General features: G+C 38.3%; 18 protein-coding genes and 2 riboswitches. Of the genes, 6 read left to right on the forward strand and 12 right to left on the reverse strand.

Translation table 11 applies throughout. The features are described 5' to 3' along the window. Positions 1 to 11 precede the first annotated feature (11 nt). The 3 genes from FA045_RS17530 to FA045_RS17540 all read right to left on the reverse strand — a co-directional run bounded on the left by FA045_RS17530 (position 12) and on the right by FA045_RS17540 (position 4750). Complete coding sequence (locus tag FA045_RS17530) at positions 12 to 1601, reverse strand: hypothetical protein (protein ID WP_136878388.1); 1590 nt, start codon at positions 1599 to 1601, stop codon at positions 12 to 14. Between the two features lie 7 nt (positions 1602 to 1608). Further along, on the reverse strand, positions 1609 to 3726 hold the full coding sequence (locus FA045_RS17535) for an ATP-binding protein (protein WP_136878389.1): 2118 nt from the start codon (positions 3724 to 3726) through the stop codon (positions 1609 to 1611). 187 nt (positions 3727 to 3913) lie between these two features. Further along, entirely contained in the window at positions 3914 to 4750 is an 837-nt protein-coding gene (locus FA045_RS17540) for a DUF2971 domain-containing protein (RefSeq protein ID WP_169305093.1), read from the reverse strand. Between the two features lie 363 nt (positions 4751 to 5113). Here FA045_RS17540 and FA045_RS17545 point away from each other — a divergent pair, with 363 nt between their 5' ends. Genes FA045_RS17545 through FA045_RS17565 form a run of 5 tightly spaced genes read left to right on the forward strand, consistent with a single transcriptional unit; the run spans position 5114 to position 14809 of the window. Beyond that, positions 5114 to 6706 (forward strand): DNA cytosine methyltransferase, encoded by a 1593-nt coding sequence (locus tag FA045_RS17545; protein ID WP_136878391.1) that lies wholly within the window; start codon positions 5114 to 5116, stop codon positions 6704 to 6706. A 25-nt stretch (positions 6707 to 6731) separates the two neighbouring features. After that, complete coding sequence (locus FA045_RS17550) at positions 6732 to 8261, forward strand: ATP-binding protein (protein WP_136878392.1); 1530 nt, start codon at positions 6732 to 6734, stop codon at positions 8259 to 8261. Next, positions 8258 to 11437 carry a Z1 domain-containing protein gene (locus FA045_RS17555; protein ID WP_136878393.1) on the forward strand — a complete coding sequence of 1060 codons (3180 nt, stop codon included), beginning with the start codon at positions 8258 to 8260 and terminating at the stop codon, positions 11435 to 11437. The genes FA045_RS17550 and FA045_RS17555 overlap by 4 nt, the downstream gene beginning before the upstream one ends. Before the next feature lie 4 nt (positions 11438 to 11441). After that, the gene (locus FA045_RS17560; RefSeq protein ID WP_169305094.1) at positions 11442 to 12410 is read left to right on the forward strand and encodes a PD-(D/E)XK motif protein; all 969 of its coding nucleotides are present in this window, start codon (positions 11442 to 11444) and stop codon (positions 12408 to 12410) included. Next, positions 12410 to 14809 carry an AIPR family protein gene (locus FA045_RS17565; RefSeq protein WP_136878395.1) on the forward strand — a complete coding sequence of 800 codons (2400 nt, stop codon included), beginning with the start codon at positions 12410 to 12412 and terminating at the stop codon, positions 14807 to 14809. The genes FA045_RS17560 and FA045_RS17565 overlap by 1 nt, the downstream gene beginning before the upstream one ends. Positions 14810 to 15085: 276 nt before the next feature. Here FA045_RS17565 and FA045_RS17570 read toward each other — a convergent pair whose 3' ends face one another. The 5 genes from FA045_RS17570 to FA045_RS17590 are packed head-to-tail and all read right to left on the reverse strand — an operon-like array spanning position 15086 to position 19681. After that, complete coding sequence (locus FA045_RS17570) at positions 15086 to 15472, reverse strand: acyl-CoA thioesterase (protein ID WP_136878396.1); 387 nt, start codon at positions 15470 to 15472, stop codon at positions 15086 to 15088. Between the two features lie 2 nt (positions 15473 to 15474). Continuing rightward, entirely contained in the window at positions 15475 to 16599 is a 1125-nt protein-coding gene (locus FA045_RS17575; RefSeq protein WP_136878397.1) for an alkene reductase, read from the reverse strand. Between the two features lie 4 nt (positions 16600 to 16603). After that, on the reverse strand, positions 16604 to 17599 hold the full coding sequence (locus FA045_RS17580) for a bile acid:sodium symporter family protein (RefSeq protein WP_136878398.1): 996 nt from the start codon (positions 17597 to 17599) through the stop codon (positions 16604 to 16606). Positions 17600 to 17616: 17 nt separating this feature from the next. After that, positions 17617 to 18651 carry a methionine synthase gene (locus FA045_RS17585; protein ID WP_136878399.1) on the reverse strand — a complete coding sequence of 345 codons (1035 nt, stop codon included), beginning with the start codon at positions 18649 to 18651 and terminating at the stop codon, positions 17617 to 17619. Positions 18652 to 18673: 22 nt separating this feature from the next. Next, positions 18674 to 19681: a DUF1852 domain-containing protein gene (locus FA045_RS17590; RefSeq protein ID WP_136878400.1), complete on the reverse strand. Its 1008-nt coding sequence runs from the start codon at positions 19679 to 19681 to the stop codon at positions 18674 to 18676. Positions 19682 to 19860: 179 nt separating this feature from the next. Beyond that, a riboswitch (cobalamin riboswitch) is annotated at positions 19861 to 20042 on the reverse strand. A 163-nt stretch (positions 20043 to 20205) separates the two neighbouring features. Between FA045_RS17590 and FA045_RS17595 the strand changes: the two genes are divergently transcribed. Then, the gene (locus FA045_RS17595; RefSeq protein WP_136878401.1) at positions 20206 to 20667 is read left to right on the forward strand and encodes an Lrp/AsnC family transcriptional regulator; all 462 of its coding nucleotides are present in this window, start codon (positions 20206 to 20208) and stop codon (positions 20665 to 20667) included. Here the strand turns inward: FA045_RS17595 and FA045_RS17600 are convergent. The 4 genes from FA045_RS17600 to FA045_RS17615 all read right to left on the reverse strand — a co-directional run bounded on the left by FA045_RS17600 (position 20664) and on the right by FA045_RS17615 (position 25099). Then, on the reverse strand, positions 20664 to 21542 hold the full coding sequence (locus FA045_RS17600; protein ID WP_136878402.1) for an alpha-glutamyl/putrescinyl thymine pyrophosphorylase clade 3 protein: 879 nt from the start codon (positions 21540 to 21542) through the stop codon (positions 20664 to 20666). The two genes, FA045_RS17595 and FA045_RS17600, sit on opposite strands and share 4 nt — an antisense overlap. Beyond that, entirely contained in the window at positions 21532 to 22170 is a 639-nt protein-coding gene (locus FA045_RS17605; RefSeq protein WP_136878403.1) for an epoxyqueuosine reductase QueH, read from the reverse strand. Before FA045_RS17605 ends, FA045_RS17600 begins: the two co-directional genes overlap by 11 nt. An 82-nt stretch (positions 22171 to 22252) precedes the next feature. Beyond that, a riboswitch (cobalamin riboswitch) is annotated at positions 22253 to 22450 on the reverse strand. Between the two features lie 248 nt (positions 22451 to 22698). Then, positions 22699 to 23703 carry an IS110 family RNA-guided transposase gene (locus FA045_RS17610; RefSeq protein WP_136878404.1) on the reverse strand — a complete coding sequence of 335 codons (1005 nt, stop codon included), beginning with the start codon at positions 23701 to 23703 and terminating at the stop codon, positions 22699 to 22701. A 328-nt stretch (positions 23704 to 24031) separates the two neighbouring features. Then, positions 24032 to 25099 carry a DUF932 domain-containing protein gene (locus tag FA045_RS17615; protein ID WP_136878405.1) on the reverse strand — a complete coding sequence of 356 codons (1068 nt, stop codon included), beginning with the start codon at positions 25097 to 25099 and terminating at the stop codon, positions 24032 to 24034. Positions 25100 to 25212: the final 113 nt, after the last annotated feature.

Consider the following 25212-nt stretch of genomic DNA (forward strand, 5'->3'; position numbering starts at 1 on the left):
CTGCATTTTTTTTATTCGATAAACGAAATTCCTGGGCGATTAACATGGGATGATAACTGTGCAATTATATCCAAAAGCAGTTCTCTCTTTAGTCTGTATTTTACTTCCCTTTTTTTTGCATTTGCTTTATCCAATGCATTGAACAAATGATAATCAAATATCAATTTATATTCCAATTCATCAATATTAAAGCTAGGAGCTACAGGATAAATATGAGCACCACTTCTCGCATCCTCCTCATATTTTTTTGGATACATTAATCCAGGTAAGGTTCTCGATCTTTTCCACTTTTGCTGTGCATAGTCACATATAGGCGAAACTTCAAGATCAATCAAAAAATATTCTTCAACTTTCCCATTCATTTTTTTGAGAAAACTACTAATATATTGCTCTTTTTTCTTCTCTTCTGGATTAAGATAAATATTGCCCGGTATTAATTCTTGGCTAGGATAGAGTTCAATGTGTAATTTTGTATTTAATGAAGGTGGTAATAAGTGATATTTTTCCAATACTTGTAATGAAGATTTTTTATCATCCGCATTCATTTTTGTATCGTTAATAAAACCTTTCTTTAATTTGCCTTGATCGGCAGCCTTCTTTACTGATACATCGTTTTTAAGAATTTCTGACTCAGTACTAGATAATTTTAAAGAGAAGTTATCAGTTCCAACTTTATCTATGTAAATGACATCATTTTGAAGCGAAATATGTTTTGGCATTTTAATGCCCTTCATTTCATGCTCGACGTTATCCACCAATGATATGTTTAATGTATTTATTGCTTCTTGAATTAGTACATCTCCACTAACCTGATTTTGCCCGACTCTAGCAATACCCATTCTCTTTAACACGTTTCTTGCATTAATTTCCCAATGCTCATTGTTATCTATTAAGGATGATACTTCGTAAACCATCCTTGCCGCAGCTTTCTTTACTAGATTTTCCCAAATTACAAATAAATGGAAGGCTCCAGCCTTTTCGAGTTCAGTTTTGAGTTGCTTTTCTATAATCTCAATCGCATCTGGCTTTGCTTCATACTCTGTTGTATATTCTTCTTTTAATGCACCAGTTACTGCTAATATAACTGTTTCAATATCTTCAGCATGTATTTGTCCTTCCAATAAATCATTTAACTTATCAATAAACACATCAGTCTCTATTGAAGGGATTTGCTTACTTTCTAAGCAAGAAGCTTTGTCAAAATTAATTATACAAGCGGGAATAAGATGGTCGTGTTTATATATCTCATTTTTTACGGCCTCCGAGTAGGTATTAAATTTCTTGCTCCAAATAACCAATAAATATGGGCCGTTTTTTTCAGAGATTACTTTTAGCAAAACATTAATTATTGATTTAGCAATTTGATGTTCATCATTGGTTTCAATTATCTGAAGATCAAGAAATAATAATCTAACATTTTGAACAGGGGTTTCAGGCAAATCTTCTTTTATGTTACCTTGGTAATATGTAGTAGCTATGCCCTTCTTGGATAGAGCCTTAACTATTGGTAATGCTTCAGTAGGTTGGTCGTCAATTACAACAACAGAACCATTTTCTGGTATTAACTGGGCTTCTGTCTGCGTATCAATTTTTTGTGCCATTTTATTCCTATTGCTTTGAGATGTAAAATCCGAGACCCAAGATTGCACCTGCATTAAAGTCTTTTGGAATATTGACACTATCAGCTGAAGGAAAGAGTAATTCTCCGCCATTGCTTTTCATAATTTCATCCGCAATATGTAAACCAATCCCAATACCATCTTCTTTATTTGAGATGAATGGACGAATTGCGTCTTCATAAGGAATTGTAAATCCTGGACCATTATCTGCTATAACTATTGTTATAAAGCCATCTATTTCTTCAACTATGTCAATGAAAATTTCTTTATTTTGAACTTTGCCAAAGCTCATCCAGTAGATCGAGTTGTCAATAAGATTAATAATTGTTCCTGTTATAAGACTGTCTGAGCATTTTGCCTTTGTAGCAAACATCTTTTCCTCTTCAAATGCGCGAATAATTTTCACACCATGAGCCTTTAATCGATATTCGACGTTCCAAAGTGCATTACTTATTATCTTTTTTAAATCGGATTCTTTCCTAGATTTTCTCCGGATTAGTCCGCTGTAGCCGTCAACAAGTTTACCTAAATGCCACGTAAGAGCCTTAACCCTCTCTTCACTGTTTGGTTTACCTACATCATCTACAACATAAAGTAATTCTTGAATAATTTTTTCTATCTCATGAATTACAATGCTTAAGCTTAGCCCTGCACTAGCACTCCGAATATAAATATCACTTATAGTTTTATAATCTGCAGCAATTTCATCGATTATCCCAAGGATTTCAGATCTACTTTTATTATCTGGCAATACGCCAGTGACTTTTTCTCGTAAAACATCAAGATTATCTACCACAGGAACTTTTTGTGATTTGCCTGAATAATGACTTCTTAACTTGTCTTTATCAATATTTCTTTGTGTTATTACTCGGTTTATTGCAAAGTGAATGGCCTTAAAAAACTCAGCGTACGCATCGTTTTCGAGAAAACCCTCACGATTAGTTTTTTCAATCAAGTCTTTACTTTGAAGACGGCTCAATTGTACAGCACCAATAACGATGTTATTACTTATTCTAGCTGTTGGAAGATTTACGCGATCAATATCTAGACTTAACCAGTCATTTCCTGGCTCACCATAGTCATAAACACGAATTCCATCACGATAAATTCGCATACCACCATTTAATTTCAAATAATCCTTTAAGCCCCTTTTGTCCGTTACCCCTAATGAAAGAATGGTACTGTCAAAATCAAAAATCAACATCTTTAGCTTGACTTTTCCAATCCTGTAATGAGAGAGATCAATATCTTTTATAATCTTTTTCTTAGAACTTTCGTCATAAACACGCTGAACCATGTCAATGTTTACCTCAGAGTGTATCCTTTCTTTGAGGTGCGTCATTGTAGCATAAGGGGTAAATTTATAATCTAGATTTTTTATCTGATTATCCTCAATATCCATTTCTGCTGAGAACAATGCACTATCTTCAATCTCTTTGAATTTAAGCAAACCTGCTAACCATTCCTGACGGTCTATTTTAAATAATACTTTGAAAGAATTTATTGACTCAAAAGGCGAGTTCAATGAGTTTACAGCTCTATAAATTTCTCTCACAGCTCCTCTAGTCCATGTAGTCCTTAAAGACTTAATAATAATTTTGGTCCCGTGCGCATCATTGTCAAAAGTTTCCGGTTTCCTCTCTGTTAAGTCAATAGGAATTTTATCTAATGATTTATCATTATCGAAATCTTTCCAATTTATTTTCAAATGGGCTTCATTACTAGTTTTTGTTTTACTTATAAGTTCGATTTCTTCGCCGAGTTTATGAACACCAAATCGGCCAATTCCTTTTTCCCCAAGCGGTATTCTATTGCAAGCGCTTACAAAATTTATGTCATCGACTTGGTTTTTTTTATAAGTAGTCCCAGGTTGTAGCCAAACATCTTTAATAAGATCATAGTCCATCCCGACTCCATCATCTTCTACTACAATCTGCCCAAACTCCTTACTATGAAGGTTGGATAAAGTTATAGTAACTCTACCAGCACAGGCATCATAAGAATTTTTTATTAATTCAAGTAAAGCAATGCTTTCGCTCCTTATCAACTGATCTCCGAGTTGTAAAATCAACCTTGCTTTGGGTTTGAACCCTAATTCATCACTCATTATTATATTTACAGATATTTAGTGTTATAAATGTATTCAATTTTTTAATAAACATGCAAAATTTTTAACGGTCTAGTTTATAGATGAATTTGCAACTACCTAATTAAAAACTTATATTAAATTGTATTCGATTCTGCACTCGAAATAGATTATTTAATAAAAATCAATACTTATAATAATTTAACAATTATTCAATCAAATCGTGAATAATTACTTCGAACTGTCCAGGCACCCTTCTCGCTATCTTAAACTTGATGTTTTGTGATTTCAAATGAATTATATACCTAAGTGCTTCTCTTTGTGAGCTAGGCATTTTTTCTCCAATAATAATACATTTAACAGATTGGATAGGATATTTTAAATTAACCCCGTTTTTATCAATACATTCAGTTTGCATAATTAAACGAAGTTCTTCTTCATATTGCCATTCAATTGACTTAGTAGCGAGCATTTTCTGGTAGATTTCTCGATTTTTTAAATATACTGTGTCAAGATATTCTTTATACATTTTAATTTCTGAACGCGCATTTTGCTTCTGATTTCGATTTAAAGTTGTGGATTTAAGTCTACCTTCTATTGAATATATAGAATCTTCGTGATAATTTACTTGATCATTCAAAACTGCCACTACAGCTGTATCGATTATCGGTGGTTTATTTGCGTATAGAACGTCAAATATTTCAGCATTAACATCATTTGTCAAAAGTTTATCTCTATCATATTCAATGCAAAAACCTCGTAAACCATTAGCGTAGTGGGCCCACATTAATAAATTGTTTGAGCTTTTACTAAAGCAGCTTATTCTAGCGCTATCAATAGTATAAGGAACACTTGGTTCCGTATCTTCAAGTGACAAAACTAAATCTTCATAATTTTCCAATGCATTTGAATCTCGGGCATTATCAAATCCCCAAGCTTTTATAATTTCATTAACTCTAGGTGAGTTTGATGCTTTGTCGGGAAAACCTGTATAAATTTCACTTCTACATTCAAAAGGATCATTAAAACTTTCGTAATGATTCATATAAAATTGATTATTTAATAAGTTCATTAATGAATAATCAGTAAATGAAAAATATTTAAACATATTTTTTTTGGTGTATTGAGTTATGATATGAAATAATTTCCAAGAAGTTTCTACATTATTTAAAAGCTTTTGCCTTGCCCTTTTTTTTGAGTAAGGCTAATTGCTACTGTTTATCATGTGAATAATCACATACTTCTAAATTTAATAAAAAAAGTGATATTGTACAATTAAGACATTAGATGTTTTTCGGAACGTACATAAACTGTTTTATGCTTTACCCACAAAATGTATCTTATTACTTTTTTATTGGTAACTTTAAAAGCTTATAACCGATTTTTAATCATAATTTTTTATTGCTTTATGGCTATTCCGATCATAGATATTTTTGCTGGCCCTGGAGGATTGGGAGAAGGCTTTTCAGCATTAATTAATGACGAAAACCAGCGGGCTTTCAAAATTGCACTTTCCATTGAAAAAGACCCACTTGCTCATCAAACCTTAACGTTGAGAAGTTTTTTCAGACAATTTGAAATTGGGGAAGTACCTGAAGAATATTATGAATTTGTAAGAGGTAACATTAGTATTGAAGCCCTTTACCGGGCTTGGCCAATTGAGGCTGAACATGCCCAAAGAGAGGCTTGGTGCGGTACATTAGGAGACCCTGACGAACATGACCAAAATGCTGTTTCAGATGATGAAGTTGATGACAAAATTCGTACAGTACTAAACGGAGAACAAGATTGGTTACTTATCGGTGGGCCGCCTTGTCAGGCATATTCGCTAGTCGGAAGATCGAGGAGACAAGAAAGAATATTAAATGAAGAAACTGATAAGCGTGTTGGATTGTACAAACAATATTTAAGAATTTTGGCCAAGCACAGTCCTTCAGTTTTTGTTATGGAAAATGTGAAAGGCATTCTTTCTGCTGAAACGTCAGAAAACCAAGTATTCTCAAAAATATTAGAAGACCTTTCTGACCCATCGGCATGTTATCCCCAAAATGGTGAAAATGAATTCAATTGTCCAGGTTATAGAATATACTCACTAGTCACGGAGCCCGAGAATTTCGATGAAAATGGCAACCCAACATATAGGCCAAAAAACTTTGTAATCCAAGCTGAAAAGTACGGTGTTCCGCAAACACGACATCGTGTAATATTATTAGGGATAAGACGCGATATTGAGATCAATCCTGAAATAATTTACAGTAGGGATGAAGTTTCCATCGGTTCAGTAATTAACTCATTACCAAGATTAAGAAGCGGGCTTTCCAAAGGCGCAGATAGCTTTAATGCTTGGCACTCTCTAATTGAGGGGATTTTGGAAGGAGATATACTCAATGATGTGGATACAGAAATCATTACAGACATACGGGACAAGATTTTGCAAGTAGAGGATCCACCTTTTGGAAAAGGAGCTGATTACTTAGAAATGGAAAACCTACAAATCGACTATCTACCTGAATGGTATCTTGACAATCGACTGAATGGTGTTTTAAATCATGCTTCAAGATCTCATATGAATAGCGATATTCATAGGTATCTTTTTGTGTCCTGCTTCGGAAACATCAAACAACAATCACCGAAGCTGAGTGATTTTCCAGAGGGCCTTCTCCCCGCTCATTTAAATGTTAGGCAAGGGATAGATGATAAGAAATTTGCAGATCGCTTTAGGGTACAGATAGCTAACCGGGCATCGAAAACAGTAACCAGTCATATTTCAAAGGACGGACATTATTATATACATCCTGACCCGACCCAATGCAGAAGCTTGACTGTCAGAGAGGCGGCTAGAATACAGACTTTCCCAGACAATTATTTTTTCTGTGGCCCAAGAACATCACAGTTCCATCAAGTTGGAAATGCAGTGCCCCCTTATTTAGCTTTTCAGATTGCCGAAGTGGTCAACCATGTTTTTGAAGAGATGGAAATACTAGCTATTCACAACAATTAGCACAAAAGATTTAACACTCTCAATAATGCAAAACAACATCGATGAAAATTACGAAGACGTAAGCCCCAATCCTGAATACCTTATTAAGTCTATTGCAGAACAGGGATATAGCTTGGAAACTGCATTAGCTGATCTAATGGATAACTCAATCTCGGCCAATGCAACAAAGATTGAGGCGCTGATAAAAATGGACAAAGAGCCCTTTACCCTATATCTTGCAGATAATGGTAATGGAATGAATGAGGAAGTATTAAAATCAAGCATGCGATTTCCTAGTAATTCTCCAGAAAGTGAAAGAGGAATTATTGACCTAGGCCGTTTCGGTCTTGGAATGAAAACCGCCTCGTTTTCCCAGACCAGATGTTTTACTGTTATATCAAGGCAGAAAGGTACTTCAGAATATATTGGGCGAACTTGGGATGTTGCACACCTAAAAAAAGAGAAACGCTGGGAACTAAAGATAAACAGTCAAGCTGAGATTGGCATTTTATTGAAGGATTATTCTGAATTGAGTGAAGGACATCTAAACCGCTTTGAAAATTTTGAAGCAAATACAATAGTAATTTGGCAAGGCCTATATAAATTTGAGAACTATCTTGAGGATGATAACCGCCAGAAAGCCCTCAAAAAAGAAATCACCGAAGTGACATCAGATTATCTATCTCTTGTATTTCATCGATTTATGGAGCGTAAAGAGTATCCGCTAGAAATACGCATAAATAACAATCTCATTATTCCATTTAATCCTTTCCCTACTGAACAAAAGGATTTTAGGCCTATGGAATATAAACAAAGGCATTTCAGTACCGATACGATAAGAATGGAAGGCTTTATCCTACCATCAAGAAGTGTAGAGGAAAGCAAGCAACGCCATTCAATCTGGACTACGAAAAATCGTGGACTGATGGATATGGAAGGTATTTATATTTATCGCGCTGATAGGATTATTCTCTTTGGGGGCTGGAATGGATTGATTAAAAAAGGGCCTCGTCTTCAATTGGCTAGGCTTCGAGTAGATGTAGGAAACAGTGTAGACCATCTTTTGCATTTGAATGTTGCAAAGTCACAAATTGTTATTCCACATGATCTCAAGAATGCATTTGAAAATTACATAGAAGAACTTAAAATTGAAGCCGAGCGTGAATATTTCAATAGAGGACTTAGAAAATTTGCAGGTAATAAGAAAGGAAACGTTGCTCAACTCTTCGAAAGAGTTGCTTCCAATAAAGGCATATTGTTAAAGCTTAATGCGGAATTTGCCTTAACTAAGTCATTAAAGGCAACACTTAATGATGAACAGGCTACCCTTTTTAGGTTAATAACAAAAATGGTAAATACGCAGATCAATGAGATTCGCCAAGCTCATCAGGATACGGCTTATTCCGGCGTTTCGGAAAAGGATGAGATTGAACCTAAGGATTTAGAAAAATGTATTATTGAACTAAAGAAAAGTGGACTTTCAGTTGAAAGTATCCGAGAAGATATATTACCAGGACTTGGGTTTAGCCTTTCCACATTACCTGAAGCGATCATTAACCTCTTAAATAAATCATGAATTATAGCAATTACATTGAGGTTATTAAAAATCTCATCTCGAACAAAGCTAAAGAATACTCAGTCAGCAATAAGCTAGACAATCTTTTTTTTGAAAATCTTCTAGAACAGATCAAACAGCCTGTCCTTACGATATTTAATCTTTATAGTTTTCCTGTAATAGATGATACAACTTTAACGCAATATTACCAGATTGCCCTTAAGGAATATCTTTCCATAAATCCAATAATTATAGAACCCAGTCATGCCCTTACGAAGGAAGGGTTTAAAACGTGGCTTACCAAAGACTATCTAGGAGTCGACTTTAAATGGAATTATACGGAGCGCTACCTAACTCAACTCGCAAAAACTGGTCGTAGTGAAAAGGTTATCTCCGAAATAGAATTGTCAAGTCTTTCCATCGTAGAAAAAATGGGGAATCCTAAATCAAATGAATCATTCTATACCCGTGGACTAGTGGTAGGAAGTGTGCAATCTGGAAAAACTGGGAACTTCAATGCTGTTATTAATCGATCAATTGATTTGGGATATGGACTAATAATAATTCTTTCCGGTATAATGGAGGACCTTAGAAGCCAGACGCAACTCAGAATAGAAAGTGATGTAATTGGTGAAGGTCAAAATTTAGAGACACAAAAAAACCAAACAAAAGGGGTCGGCAAAATTAGGAGATTTGGAAAATTAGGGGACAATGCAGTTGAACAGGTGATTTCTATAACCTCTTCAAAATCGGATTTTAACAACAACTTAGTTAATGCAGATTTCTCGCTCAATCACACTAACATCTTAGTTTGCAAGAAAAATGTAGGGGTGCTCAAAAACTTGATTATTTGGCTTCATGATTATATTGGAGAAGATAAAACTAGACATGATATTCCAATGCTAATCATTGATGATGAGGCTGATAATGCTTCATTAAACAATGAAGGAAAAAAAGGTCGTGAATATGCTTCAAAGATCAACGGACACATCAGGGCGCTTTTAAGCCTTTTTAATAAAAAGACATATCTAGGATACACTGCTACACCATTCGCAAATGTATTACAGGATAGAAATCCTGCAAGTGAGGCAAAATGGGTGATTGATACAAAACTTTTGGAGGCCGACGGAACATTCAAAAGGAAACTTTTGGAACAGGAAGATTATCTGTTTCCCGACGACTTTATCATTCTTTTGAATCCTCCATCGAATTATATTGGTGCTAAACAAATCTTTGAAACTGCAATCGAGGAATACCCTAATGACAAGATACCTCTAGTAGAGGTTGTGAATGACCATATTTCATCGTTTCCCACAAGGGTTTGGACGAATGAAGATGGTGTGCTTGTTGGTATTAAGCATTATGAGAACAAAGATGCGTTTGATGATGATGGAGGCTACCTGGATTTTAATGACTACAACGATTATAAAAGAAGTACTAGAGCGGGAAGATCAGCGGATATATTCCCAGAAATACTACCGGAGTCTCTCAAAGAAAGCGTTATTTGTTTTATTCTCGCAACTGCTATTAGGGAAAGCAGAAAGAAAAATATGCTACAGTCGGCATTGTATAACCCGCATAATACAATGCTCATTCATATTTCTAGGTTTACTTTATGGCAAAATAGAACGAGAGACCTCGTGCAACAATTTGTATCGGATCTAGAATCCAGTATTGGCACAGATCTACCAAACGATCCAAAATCAGTTTACGCAGATTTTGAGAGATATTGGTACACATACTATGCAGGGATAATCGAGTCAATTCAGAGTTATCTTCCAGTTAATTATGAGGATAAGTTTATGGCTCCAATTAGCTTTGAGGCCTTGAAAAAATATATTCCTGATGCAATTAGGAACATTGAGGTCAAAGCCATTAACAACGTTACCAAAGATAAACTTGAATATCCATCCAATTCACCAAAAAAAGTAATTGCGGTTGGTGGGAACAGGCTTTCCCGTGGCTTTACCCTTGAAGGTCTAACTATTAATTATTTCATCCGTTCAACGAATTATTCGGACACCCTCCTCCAAATGGGAAGGTGGTTCGGTTATCGTCCTGGTTACTTAGACTGCTGTAAATTATTCATAACCCAAGATTCTGTAGACAAATTTGATTCTACTACCAGGGCAATCGAAGAGTTAGAGATTGAATTTAGAAAAATGGAATCCAAAGGCAAAACACCTGAAAATTTTATTTTAAGGGTAAAAAAGCATCCTGGAACGCTAAAAATCACTCGTCCTTCAATATTGAAAGGCACAAAAGAAGTAAACTGGTCTTATCAAGATCAGCTCGAACAGACTACTAGATTTCACGTCAACCGTAAAAAAATTAACACTGTCTGGCAAAGCTTTAAAGATAATATCGTAAAGAAGCATAATTTTTCAGAAACTAAAGATGGTTTTATGACTGCCAATACAGATGCGAATGGGGCAATTGAGATTATTCGAAGTGAAAACAATTTCCCTGAAGAAGATCGAGCAAGCATGATTAAATTTATTGAACTTTGTCAAGTGAAGAAATTTCTTGGCAATTGGACGATAGCTATCAAGAACAATGGGCAAGCAAATTCTACTAAAGGCAAAGGTAAGCTAACAAAAGCGGAATCAGGACTTCCAAGTGATCTAACTCTTAGTATTAGAAGAGGTCCGAAACTCAATTCGAATGGCGATACAACAAGGTATAGGCTAAATTTCTTGAACAAAATGATTTTCGATGCTTCTGGTAAATCAGCCAATATTATTTCTTCAGGGGGCGACTTGAATCTTCTATTAGATGACCCACAGATACAAGCTGCAATTGATGAGTTTAGAGTTGAACGCACCAATAATTTTCTTAAGAAAAATAAGGATTGGGATTTGGCAGAGGCAGAAGAAGCAGCTGCTAAACTAACCGTTCCTGAAAGAGTTTTCAGAGAAAAAATGAAACCCCAAGAAGGGCTTATGATTATTTATCTGTTTGATTCATACTATACTTTTTTGCAAGAGCGTGGTAGCGAAGATGAAGAATTTTCTGAAATCATGAAGGAGCAGAATATTGATTTAAATGTTCCTATTGTAGGTATTGCGATTGGTTTTCCTCCTATAGAACCCGACCCAGGAGGTGTATACGTCCATGGAGACTATGAGCTGGAAACTGATGAAGATCTTGACAGCATTGAAGACGCAGAACTTTCCATTCCTCAAGACTCATTTTAAGAATATGAGATTAGAACAACTTGAAACACAATGGAAAAGAATAGATAATAAAGAAATAGAGGATGGTTTTCATTCAATTCGGATTTCCCCAGATAGCATTCCTGATTTATATATAGGATTTGACAGAGGTGGATTAAGGAATCTAATACTCTCTATTCCAAAACCACATTCTTTTCGGTTTAAAGGAGTTGCTAAACAAAACTTATCTATCGACTATTTTGAAGAGAGCAATCATATTGTTATCAAATTGATTAGTTCAGTTTATAGCGATCTTTTCAACGACCTTATACTTTCTCTTTATAAGAGAATTTGCTATATAAGTAATGCAGAAGATTATGGAAATGAACTTATAAAGGCATTTTACAGATGGAGTGGATTTTTTACTGATTACACCACAAATGGTCTTACTGATGATGTTATCAAAGGACTATTTGGAGAGCTAACCTTACTTAAGGAATTGGTTAAACAATCAGATTCCTTTAGTATAGATGAAGTATTAGAATCTTGGAAAGGGCCTTATGATGCTAGGAACGATTTTGAATCAGATACAAAATGTACAGAGGTTAAAACTAAAGAGGAAACAAAAACCGAAGTTAGAATTTCCAGTGAATTTCAGCTCACCTTAACACCTGATAAGTCACTTACATTATGCATCGTTTCAGTGAGTGTAAATCACGAAGACGGCTTAACAATTTCTGAGCAGATAGATTCTGTCAAAGAATTAATATCGGAGCGAAATGGTGAGATGGGCATTTTGATTAATGCACTTTTACAAAAAGGACTTTTTGGTGCTTCACTTCCCCTTTATGGTCATTTAAAATTCAAGCCTATGGAAATGTCTTTTTATGATTGTTCAGCAGATAACTTCCCCAAGATAACCACACTAAATATAACCTCGGGTATTTTCGAGGTATCTTATAATCTCAGGATTAGCCAGCTTGAGGAATTCAAAATTTCACAAATCAAGTTATAATGGAAATAGAAGAATTTTTAAAATTCCGCAAAAACCTGTTAAAGGAGGCCTGTGACAGTGAAGGGTTTGTAAATCAAAACCAGTTTATGACACAAACATTGCCTTTAATGTATGACGCCAAGTTAATAGACAGCGAAGAATGCAATGAAAGTTATTATGTGTATAATGAGGATAACTTAAAGATAAATGGATATGCCGTAAACGATTCAGGGGAGAGACTTCAATTATTTTTGGTCGATGAAGCAAAGATCGATCTTGCTGCAAAGGCTGAAAATCTAAGTATATCTACAAAAGCCTATTATGAAAGTCAATTTAAAAGGGCAACTCGATTTGTTAACAAGGCAATAAAAGGGCATCTTAATGATGAGCTTCAACTTTCCAGTCCAGTCAGAGCATTAGTCGCAAAAATGGCATCAGCGGAAGGTACGGAGCAATTCGACGTAGTTGAGGTATTTTTGATATCCGCAACTGCAACTATTGAAACGAGAGGATCTACTCCACAGCCGAAAAAATTTGATTTTGAGGATGAAGAACTTTCAGTCAGTTTTTCTAAAAATCGTTCAAAGGTAGTCAAGAATGTGTTAATAATTAAAAGATTGATTGACTTGAACTTTCTATATAACGTGGAAATTTCTCGTGGGCAAAGAGAAGCTTTGGTAATAGATTTTGAAAAAGATTTCAACTACAGAATAGAAGCAATAAAAGCTGCAGATGAAGAGCATTTTGAGTCATATCTGTGCGTATTGCCAGCAACGATATTAGCTGACCTTTACCGTAAATACAGCACAAGATTGCTGGAAAAGAATGTTCGTTCCTTTCTTCAATTTAAAGGAGCAAATGCTGGAATACGAGAAACCATTAGATTAACTCCAGAGAAATTTATTGCATTTAATAATGGAATAACAATTACATCAACTGGGAAGACAACATTAGAAAAAGAAGGCAAAGTCTATATCAGTTCATTAACCGACTTTCAGATCGTTAATGGTGGACAAACTACCGCTAGTATTTTTTTCACTAGAAAAGATGGATTCTCAATCGAAAAGGTCAGAGTAATGGCTAAAATCAACGTTGCAAAGAATGTGACTGAAGAAGGCCTTGATGATTTAATATCCAAAATAAGTCGTTATTCCAACTCTCAAACTAAGGTGTCAACTGTGGACTTAGGATCTAGAAATCCACAATTAACCAAAATCAAAGCACTATCAGATAGTGTGATGATGCCAAGTGGGAAAAAATGGTTTTTTGAAAAGTCCAAAGGCGAATTTAGCACGTTGTTGCGAATGGGCGGAAAGGCAGAAAAAGACTACCCGAAAGATGTGCGATTCTCAAAGGAGCAGCTAGGAAAATATTTTACGGCATGGGGAGATCAACCTTATGTAGTAAAAAAAGGTGGCGATAAAGTATTCAAGTATTTTATTGATGCATTGAGCGGTGATGAAAACGGGAAAGGGAAATTGGATATTGACAGGAATTTTTATGAAATGCTCATTTCCAAGGTCATCATCTTTAAAAAGTTGGAAGACAATTACGGACAAGGCAAAAATGCAATTGGTCAAATTCGTTCAGCAGTTGTTCCTTATTCTATTTCAATACTTTACAAATTTACGGATGGGAGCAAAAATGGGATAGTATTTGATCTTTCAAAGATATGGCTTAAGGGCACCTTAGAAGATGATCTTTCGACATTCATGAGCGAAATGATGATTCTAATGAATAATTTGATAAAAAAATATGCGCTCAGTGATGATCTTGGAGAGTATTCTAAACGTAAGGAACTTTGGGATAATATTTCGCAAAGTTCAGAGATAACTAATTATATGGAGTCTTCAAATGCCCAAAAAATTCTAGAGAAATATACCATAACAAAAGAGGCCCTTAAAGCAAAGCTTAATAAAAAGTCAAAGCAAAAATTTGCCGACCTTGCTACCCTTAAACACAATGTATTGATCTTTAGCAGAACTGCTGATTATTATAAAAAACTGGGGTTGATTATTTCAGGTCAGATTTCCCAATCACAACGTAACAAAATCGACCATATTATTAACTGCATTGTAAATAAGAATGACATTACAGATGAGTATTTAAGCTTTGAAAACGAACTAATACACTTAGTTAGGTCAACTAACCCTGAAACTTTCGATAAGATTGAAATCTCTATGGATGAAAGTTGGCAGGCTTCTTTTGATCTTATTACAAGTATTTATAATAACTGCTTAGAACAGTCTGAAAATATCCTATCATCATTTCAGCGTCAAAGGGAAATTGTAAAGGCTAAAGGTGCAAAGTTTTACTCCGTTTATGATGAGATTGGAAAACTATTAAATGAGGGCAAAAGTCCTAGTATAAAGCATTTATTTAGCGTTAGGTCAACATTAAACAAGTCAATGGATGCCTAAATTTTATTCAAACTATCACAACATAACCAGATCTTAAAATAAGTTTCAAAACGTTATTGATTTCTATGGTTAAACCAAATAAAATCGAATTTTAGGTTCAGTAGGTGTGGGTTCGATTCCCGTCGGAATCACTAAACAGCCTTCAGTAGTGATCTCCATTTGCGGTCACAAATAATTGGTAATTATGACCGTGGTGGTTTGGGTTGCGCATTTGCCGAAAACCTTAAAGTTCTCAACTTAGGTCCATTCATCTCAGCACATGATGTAGGTCAGAATCTATTGAATTATCTTGACCGACTTTTTATGTTCATCAATGGCAACGAAAGTAAATTCGCCATGCACTGCCAGATCACGCCCTTCAGCATACATCTGTTCCACATAAATTTCAACCGATACTTTCATACTGGTATTGCCAACCTGTTTAACACGCCCCACCAATTCAATGATGGTACCAGCGGGAATTGACTTTTTAAAATCAATGCGGTCGCTGCTCACTGTCACCATCACCTGGCGGCTGAAACTAGTAGCGGCCATAAAAGCGACTTCGTCCATCATGGCCATGGCGGTGCCACCAAATAGCGTATCATAGTGGTTGGTGGTATTGGGGAATACGGTCTTGAACACCCGTGTTTCTGAAGCTTGAATACGTTCTGTTAAATTCATTGTCACTTAATTAAGATTTGATCATCTATTATTTGTGTAGCGTTTTCTTCGTCCCAGCGAGAATAATCGATATACCCCTGTTTCCCGCCACCATACATTGTCGCCCTGTCCGGCTCAATAAGCGGTGCATTTTTCTCGAACCGCTCAGGCAGGTCAGGGTTCGCGATGTATAGCTTGCCAAAGGAGATCAGTTTGGCAATGCCTTTTTCAAGTTCAGCTTCGGCAGAAGCCTTATCATACCCTGCATTAGCAATAACTACTTGGCGAATCTTCCTGCCGAAGAGCTCGATCTCGTCTTCAGCTGCATCATGTTCCGGCGAAGTGAAACCAGGGCTACGCCTCATGAGTTCCACATAGGCAAAGTCCATATCGTTCAGTTTTTCGATCAGGTAGGTATAGGTAGCGGCAGGGTCATCCAGTGCCATCTCACCATAGGAATGGAAAGGAGCTATTTTAATACCCACCTTTTCACCACCTACCACGCGGATCAATTCCTGCATCACCTCCAGCACGAAGCGGACTTTGTTGGGGATGCTGCCCCCGTAAGCATCCGTCCTTTGGTTGGAACTTTCAGCTAAGAACTGGTTGGGCAGATAGCCATTGCAGGCGTGAAGGGTAACCCCGTCAAACCCTGCCGCTATCGCATTTTTTGCGGCTTGGCCATAGTCACTTATGGTCTTCCTGATCTCCGCAATCGTCATTTCCTGAGGCACCTCGAAATCCTTCCTGCCCTGGGAAGTGAAATGCTGCATTCCCAGGATGGGCAAGGCTGATGGCGCAAGCGGCAGCTTTCCGTTCCGATCTATAGAATGTCCCATACGGCCGGTGTGCCAAAGCTGGGCGATTATCACGCCGCCTTTATTATGTACCGCAGTTGTGACCTTTTTCCAGGCTGCTATTTGCTGATCCGTGAAAATACCCGGGGTAAGCGGACTGCCGGTAGCCTCTTCACTGATCCTGATGGCTTCGCTGAACAGCAAACCTGCACTTGCTCTTTGTGCATAGTATTCTACGGTCATATCACCCACCAGACCATTGCTATCTGTACGGCCCCTGGTCATCGCTGCCATGGCTATTCTGTTTTTTAGGCTGACACTGCCTAACTGTATTTTTTCTAAAAGCTTCATAGGGTTATTTTTCTTCTTTTCGCCGGGCCATACCCTGAGCGATGATACTGGCGGCAATCAACTGCAAGGCATGGTAAAGCATGAGTGGGAGTAATACAATACCGGTGATGGTACTGTACTGAAAGAGCACTTTTGACATGACGGTACCATGTACCAATGACTTTTTAGAACCACAAAATAACACCGTGATGCGATCTTCAGCTGAAAAGCCGAACAAACGGCTGAGTAGACCAACGCAAAAGAATGCTGCAAAAAACAAGGCTATCATCCCTGCGGCGAGTCCGGCAAGTTCAAGGGCGGTGAAGCCAGCAAAAAGATGTTCGGAGAATGACTTACAGAACGACGTGTAAATGATGGTAAGGATGATCGCCTGGTCAAAATATTTCAACTGTTTCTTATATTTTTCGGCCATGGCTCCAAAACGTGCGTTGAGACTGATGCCGATGATGACCGGTAATAAAACTTGAAGAACCAACTTGATGACAATATCCGTAACATCAAAATGGCCGGTCGCAGAAGCGATGAACAGCCCAACCCATAGCGGGGTCACCACTACGCCGATCAAACTGGAAATGCTCGCATTGAAAATGGCCGCTGGAATGTTGCCTTTGGCGATGGAAACCATGACCACAGAAGAGGAAACAGTGGACGGTAGAGCTGCCAGAAAAAATATACCCAACCAAAGCACTTCGAAATCGGTGCCAACAAACAGCGGGCGGGATGCCAAAACGATGAGCGGAAAAAACAAAAAGGTCGTCAACTGGACGATAATGTGCATTTTCCAGTTGACAAGCCCGACTTTTAGTTTCTCCACACTCAATCGCAAACCATAAAATAAAAAGATCAACGAAACGCCTGCACCTGCAATCTGCTCCAACGAAACAGGTTCTTTGACCATGCCCGGCTGCGGTAAAAAATAGGCCAGCAGGATCATCATGCCTATCATGAGCAGGAAACCGTCGAAACCTGCTTTACTTAATATTGCTAATAACTTCTTCAATGTAATTCAATATATTATTAACCTGCATTTTCTTTGCGTATGATCTCTGCGCCTGCGCTCAAAGCACTTAACTTACCTCGCGCTACCGCTCTTGATAATGGGGCCATACCACAGTTTGTACTAGGGTAAAGATTCTCTATATCCACAAATTCAAGCGCTTTACGTAGGGTATCCGCTACCTCTTCAGGTGTTTCGATCGTGTTGCTTGCCACGTCAATGGCGCCCACCATCACTTTTTTGCCGTGGACAAGTTCCATTAAATCTAAAGGAACATTGGAGTTGTGGCATTCTAATGATACCACGTCAATCTTAGATTTTTGAATTTTAGGAAAAATCTCTTCGTATTGACGCCACTCTGAGCCCAATGTCTTCTTCCAATCGGTATTAGCCTGTATACCATAACCGTAACAGATATGCACCGCAGTTTCGCAGTTTAAACCTTCAACGGCTCTATCTAATGCCGCCATTCCCCAATCGTTAACTTCATCAAAGAAGACATTGAATGCCGGTTCGTCAAACTGGATGATATCTACTCCGGCATCTTGCAGTTCCCTTGCCTCTTCATTGAGGGCTTTGGCAAATTCCCAGGCTAACTTTTCACGACTTTTGTAATGGCCATCGTACAAGGTATCTACCATGGTCAACGGTCCGGGTAATGCCCATTTGATCGGTTTGTTGGTCTGTTTACGCAAAAATTTGGCATCTTCAACAAAAACTGCTTTCTGTCGGGCAACATTGCCTACAACCATTGGAACACTCGCATCATAACGGTCACGGATTCGCACAGTTTTGCGATTTTCAAAATCTACACCGCTCAAATGCTCGATAAAAGTCGTTACGAAATGTTGGCGTGTCTGCTCACCATCACAAACGATATCCAATCCTGCCAATTCCTGTTCCTGCAATGTAATGCGCAGCGCATCCTGTTTTCCTTCAAGCAATTGATCGCCTTCCAATTTCCATGGTGACCATAGTTTTTCTGGTGGTGCAAGCCAGGCTGGCTTGGGCAAACTTCCTACAATTGAGGTAGGTAATAATAACTTCTTCGTCATAGAATAATTTTAATGTGTTGTATTAATTAATTGAGAAATTGGCAGACCATTGCTCAAGAACATCCTGGTAGGGTTTGATGAAATGCTCTTCAGCATATCTGCCCTGTTCCACAGCCAACCGGCTGCGCTCCTCGCGGTCATATTCTACACGAGTCAGAGAATAATCTTCTTGCTTAAGACTAGGTTGATATATTTTCCCTGCGACTGAATTTGCATTGTAGATTTCCGGGCGGTAAATCTTCTGGAAAGTCTCCATCGTGCTGATGGAGCTGATCAGTCCAAGGTCAGTATAATCAGAAAGCAGATCTCCGGAATGATAAAAAGCCATCGGTGCCACACTATTCGGAGGCATGAAAAAACGAACCTTTAAGCCCATTTTAGAGAAATATTCATCAGTGAGAGAATACTGGTCCTGCAGATACTCAAAACCCAGAACGGGATGTTGATACTCAGTGCGGGTATAGGTTTTGTTGCTCGATACACTTAGACAAATGATCGGTGACATCTTAAAATACTCTTTATAAGTGGTTGAATTCACAAAACATTGATAAAGTTTGCCATGCAGATCACCAAAATTTTCAGGAACACAAAAACTAGATTTATTTTTATTGTAATCAATCAATAAAACACTGAAATCATAATCACGCACATAGGAAGAAAAATTATTTCCGGCAATACCTTCGATATGCTGGCCAGTCTTACGGTCAAAAATATTCGTTTTTAAAACTTCAATCATCGGCAGATCGTTAACACCGTTCTTATCATCGATACGCATCGTTACGGTGATGATTTCAAGTTCTACAAGGTAACGATCACCTGTTGGATTATCCAGATGAGCCAATGCATTAAATCGATTGTTAATCATATTTAAGGCATTACGTAAGTTTTGTTGGCGGTTATCTCCTCTGGCCAGGTTTGCAAAATTGGTTGTCAGACGCGTCTGACTTGAGGGATGATAATTTTCATCTAAACAAGTGCTCTTTAGTGTGAACACAAATTCATTCCCCTTGGTATCTTGGATATTTTTCATGTATTTCTTTAACTTTTTAAATGGTTAATGATCATTAAAAAGTTCTTGGTTATTCAGGATACAACAGGCAAAAGAAAGGATTTGAGAAGGAGAGATAGACACGAACAGGCACAGCCACCCCTGAGGGTTTGCACCTTATAAGCTATACAATCTGACCAATAACCTCTTTACGCGGAAGTATCGTCAATTCGGTAAAGGCAGGTGTCCTGACTTGTAACGGCTTTTACCGGCCTTCCCGTTTGCACAGTGACCATCATTGATAAAACCTTTTGTGTTACTTACAGTTGCGCGACAGCTCGTGATTTGCACACGATTCCCTATTAATTCACAGCTAAGTAAAACCTTTCCCGATTGCTGAAAAAAGCAAAGAACCACGAGTTTTAAACTCTGTCCAAAGTTACAAAAACAGTTATTAAAGTGGAATTAAGAGTGCAATTTCAACCGAAATTACTTTAAATTGATAATTTAGTGAATTTTTATGCGGTTTATACATATTTTTGTGTGCTGTAACAGTGATTTACGCTATGGAACAATTGGATGAGATCGATTTGAAACTATTAAAAATATTAGGCAATGACTCAAGTTATACCATCAAGGAACTCGCTGCGAAGGTAAATTTGACGCCATCGCCGGTGGTTCAGCGTGTAAAACGCCTGGAAACCAATGGTTATATCAAGAAATATATTGCGCTGCTTGACCCAGAAAAGTTTAACCAGGGCTTTATTGTGTTCTGCAATATCCGGCTTAAACAGCATGACCGGAAAGTGGGCCACAGCTTTGTAGCGGATATTCTGAAGATCGAGGAGGTTGTAGAATGTTATAATATCTCCGGCGATTATGATTTTTTTCTGAAAGTGTATGCCAAAGACATGAAGCATTACCAGGACTTTGTTTTTAATAAATTAGGCTCCGTTGAAAGTATTGGCAGTACACATAGTACCTTCGTAATGGCTGAGATCAAAAATACACACAATATCAGTTTTTAATATCGTCGGAAGTTAGGATTAATGGGCACCCTTTTTTCGTTCCCCCAATCCATAAGCGTCCGGTACAGAACAGCTATACTGAACGGGGAGCCCAGGCAATCCCTTAAGGCGGCCATCAATTCATTCAGCTCAGATGGCGGCATTTTTACTGAAGGATGGCCGCTAAATAGTTGCCTTGCGGCTTTTTTTAGAGGAAGTACATCACTAAAGTAAAATTGGCCAGGCTCAATACCGGCAATTTTCAGATGACCGATCATGCATAAATAATCCAACTTGATCTGTCTTTTGAAGCTGGTGTGCTCATTCATGGATAAATAGATCCGGTCAAAAGCTATCATTGACTGGCCCTGACAATCTGCTATCGCATTTTGAAACAGCCCGGCATGGTCACCGGCGGCTTTAACCCACGCAATATAACTTTTGACCCCTTCGGCCATTGCTTCGGCGCGATGTTGATCAAAACCCCGGTATTTATGCACCATACTTAAGCTGCCTACGTTTTTCAACTCTTGCTGGTTACCTGTAAGCCAGTCATGAAAGTCATCGGCATTAGCGCTCGCCTTTTGCCAGCTCCAGGCTCGATGAATAGCGTAAAATAAACCGGATCTGCCGACATAGCAGTAAAGGAATAACAACCAGCAAGCTTCATCAGTTGCTGACTGTTGCTGGTAGTTTAAGATTTGAGCCAATACAGGATTATCAATGAACTCTTTTATACCCAGCGTCCCTTTTGCCGAATCCGCTAACAGGGAAACAAATCTCTGCAGGTCACCGCGCCCGGAAAGGCCCAATAAAGGATGCGATAGGTGATGAAACTGAGTCAGCCGACTTTCGATATAAGGCGCTGACACTGAACTGTCCTGATCAGCTACCATAATAGTTTTCACCGAGTTTTATTTTTCCACGGCCATTCTCCATGCGCCACTTATTGGTGTCACGCAGGGAATAAGCACAGCCGCAGTATTCCTGCATATAAAAGTTCTCGTCTTTGCTGATCTCCAGCATACGCGAAGAACCGCCTTTTTTACGCCAGTTATAGGCCCAATAGGTCAGACCTTCGTAGTGACTTGCGGCCCGTAAACCGCTGTCGTTGATCTGCTCCATGTTTTTCCAGCGGGAAATCCCCAAAGCGCTCGACATGGTGTCAAAGCCATTCTCATGGGCGTACAAAGCCGTGCGCTCAAAACGCATATCAAAACACATTGTACATCGAATGCCGCGTTCCGGTTCCAGTTCCATGCCTTTAGCCCGTTCGAACCAATTGTCCACGTCATAATCGGCGTCGATAAAAGAAATGCCGTGCTTTTCCGCGAAACGGATATTTTCCTCCTTGCGCAGCTCGTATTCCTTTTTGGGATGGATATTGGGATTGTAAAAGAAAACGCTGAACTCGATTTCCGAGGCCATAATACCTTCCATTACTTCGCCGGAGCAGGGCGCGCAGCAGGAATGCAGCAACAATTTTTTGCCGTTATCGGGCAATACCAATTTTTCTCTGACCATATTTTTTAAATATAGCCCGCGCAAACTGATGGGAGTGGGTACCTGTCAGACAAACCTATCCCAGCTTCAGTCCGCGAAAGCTTTGATGTATGATGCATTGGCAGGTCTTCTGACTTACTCCTCTCCGCCCGGTCTTCCCATCCGTTGGTCAACGGACAGTGACCACAGTGAATGGACATTGGTGTTTGGAGCTTACAGCTGCGGGACAGTCCCGGATTCGCACCGGAGTTCCCTTTTAATCCCGATCGTGAGTCCGGGAACCAAAAGCGGTTCAAAGTTAAATAATTTTAAATTAAACCATAAACGACTTCAACTTTGGATTGGACAGATGCTCTTGAATAGCTTGTCGGACTGGATAATTACATTGAACGCCCCTCAGATGTTTCATAATTTCACTTTTCAAGCCCGTGTTTAGACTGCAATGCTTTTATATCCCGCTCGAGTTCATTGATGTATTTAAAGATGCAGTTAGCCCAGCTGGTTTGCCAAATTTAGCATTTTAACCCCGCTCCACCTAATGAGGAATGTTTAGGCAAACTGACGTTGATCTGTACGGGTGTATAGTCTATCTTCCCTGATGCAACTGAAGAGTCTTTGGATCAACTTGTTCCGTACAGCGTTGATAATACTCATTTTATTTTTTCCCTCTTTATTTTTTCTTTCAAAATATCGCTTCATATCCCCACTTATCAGTGATGCCATCGCAGCCATGTGCAATAATGCCTTTACCCGTTTGTTCGCCTTATGGGAGACACGTGGTCGTCCACGAAGGCTTGTTCCCGAATAGTGTTCAAAAGGCACGATTCCAGCATAGCATGCAAATTTCTTGGGGTTTCGTATATTTTTGAACTCGTTGGTAGAAATGATGATCTCAATCGCGGTAACAGTTCCGATTCCACTTATTGATGTGGATATTTGGAAAAGCCGTTTCAGGTTGGGGTCAGACTTGATGGTATCAAGGATAAGTTTTTCTACCGCTTCCAGATCTTTTGCGATGTGCCGTAAAGTACCCTTACAGATTTCTTCAATAGCCCTGCCGCCAGCCCTGTCAAAGGATTTGATTTCTTTTACGGGAACGGTTAGTGCTTTTTTGGTACGTACAAGTCTATTGCGTAACGTAGTTAGCTGTTTTAACTTTTTGATAATTGCTCTTGGGGGTTCCCACATACGTATAGATTCCCTTTCTTTGTATGCATAAACTGCAATCCTTTCAGCATCTACCTTATCATTCTTGCCCCTGGTGAGGCCTACGGAAAGCTTTAGATGCGCAGGATGTTCCAGACAAATCGCAGCATTCTTTTTGTGTAGAAAACTTAAAATATGCTCGTTATAGATTCCTGTATGTTCCATACAGAAGACGGCATTTTCTTTAGGCAGATCGGGAATCTGTTTTGCCAATACCTTCCAAAAAGCGGCCAATGCCGTTGGCTTGTTCTCGATTTCAAAACTTTTGTTCTTCTCCCTGCCATTTAGCACACATACATCCAACGTAGCTTTAGAGACGTCGACGCCGATAAAATACTTCCAGTTCATAATTAATGTTTAGTTTTTTCAGTCAACGCTTTTAAACACGGTCAATACCTTTCTAATGAGCCCTATGCCCTAATTTCTATATGAAGCTTGTTTAAAAATAAGTCGAAGGCCTAAATCATAAATTAGATCATTACATCTTGCCCGCAAGTTAGATCGCCTCCGACTCTGTTAACTTTATATATAAAACGTCACTTGATAAATACTTATATTAGCACTTACCGAATCACTTAACAAATCTAAAGGCCCGCAAGGGCCGCCCGAAATTTTGGCCATAGCAAAGCACTAAGAACAACTCGCCCTTAGTGCCTAAACTCGCTATTTGACGCTCCTAATTCAACGCATCCACACCAATATTTGCAAACTCCCTGCATAAATCAAAAGTAGCTTGCGACTTTCCCAATGCGTTACCTGTCATAATAGATTTGAACTTTGTTTCGGTGTCTTTGTAATTTTTCACATTCTGAAAATACCCTGCAACCCCATTATAAGCACCAAACAAAGTTCCCTTTGTGGTTTCCATCTGTTGGGTTGGGTTTGTGGCGGTATACTCCAAAATATTATCTACCATATTAGTAAACACACTAGAAAACTCGTCCTGTTTTCCTATTTGCAAATTCTGCAAAGTTTCCTTATTCGGTGCCATTGCAATCTGTACCAGTTTTTTAACTTGTTTGTCGGTAATCCTTACTTTAGACCATTTGTTAAAAACTCCCTCCATTTCTTTAGCCAATAGATTGGTAATTCCCAGTAATTTATGGGCTTCTTTGAGCCTGTCGTGTGCGCTTGCGGTGTGGCGTATTCTAACCGCATTGCTTTGATTTCTCAAGGCGGCATTCAATGTGTTTTGGCAACAAATCCGAATTGGGGTAAATGATGCGGTAATGCTTCCAAAGCCATCATGCGAAGTGGTTAGAAACAAAAACTGCTCAATTAGATCGTTCCTGCCTACTTTGATATACTCGGGCAGTTTTGCGGTTATAAAAATACGTTCTCCATATTTACCCAATGCTCCCGCTGTTTCGTACTTAATACCATCTTTTCCGCCTACAATACTATCGAAAAACGAAAATGCATCTATGTTCTGAACAACGTGGTAATCCCTGCCAACTACGCCCAAAACCTCATTAGTATCAGTTCTAACCGTTGCATAATGGTTTGGTACATCGACACGCCATTCCATTACAATATCGTTGTCCTCGGTTTCGGGCGTGGTATCATCACCATAAGTGAACAGGTTTCGTTTCTCAACGGTATAATCTAAACCTGCATATTTTATCGCTTCTGCACTTGTTGGATAATTTTCTATGATTGTGCCTAATCCGTGCCATGCTTTTTCCTTGACCGAAAAAAAGCTATGCTTTTCGGTCTTGCTATTATAATTTAGGTTGTGTGACATAATGAATGTTTTTAATGTTCCTAACTCTTGATAATAGAATTTCCGTTTCCAGAATATTGATGTTAGCGGTATCGCTAAGGCTTAATTTAGACTGTGTCTCTATCTCGTTTACA

This window comes from Pedobacter cryotolerans (genome assembly GCF_005116475.1).
In the GTDB taxonomy this organism is placed as follows: Bacteria; Bacteroidota; Bacteroidia; order Sphingobacteriales; family Sphingobacteriaceae; genus Pedobacter; species Pedobacter cryotolerans.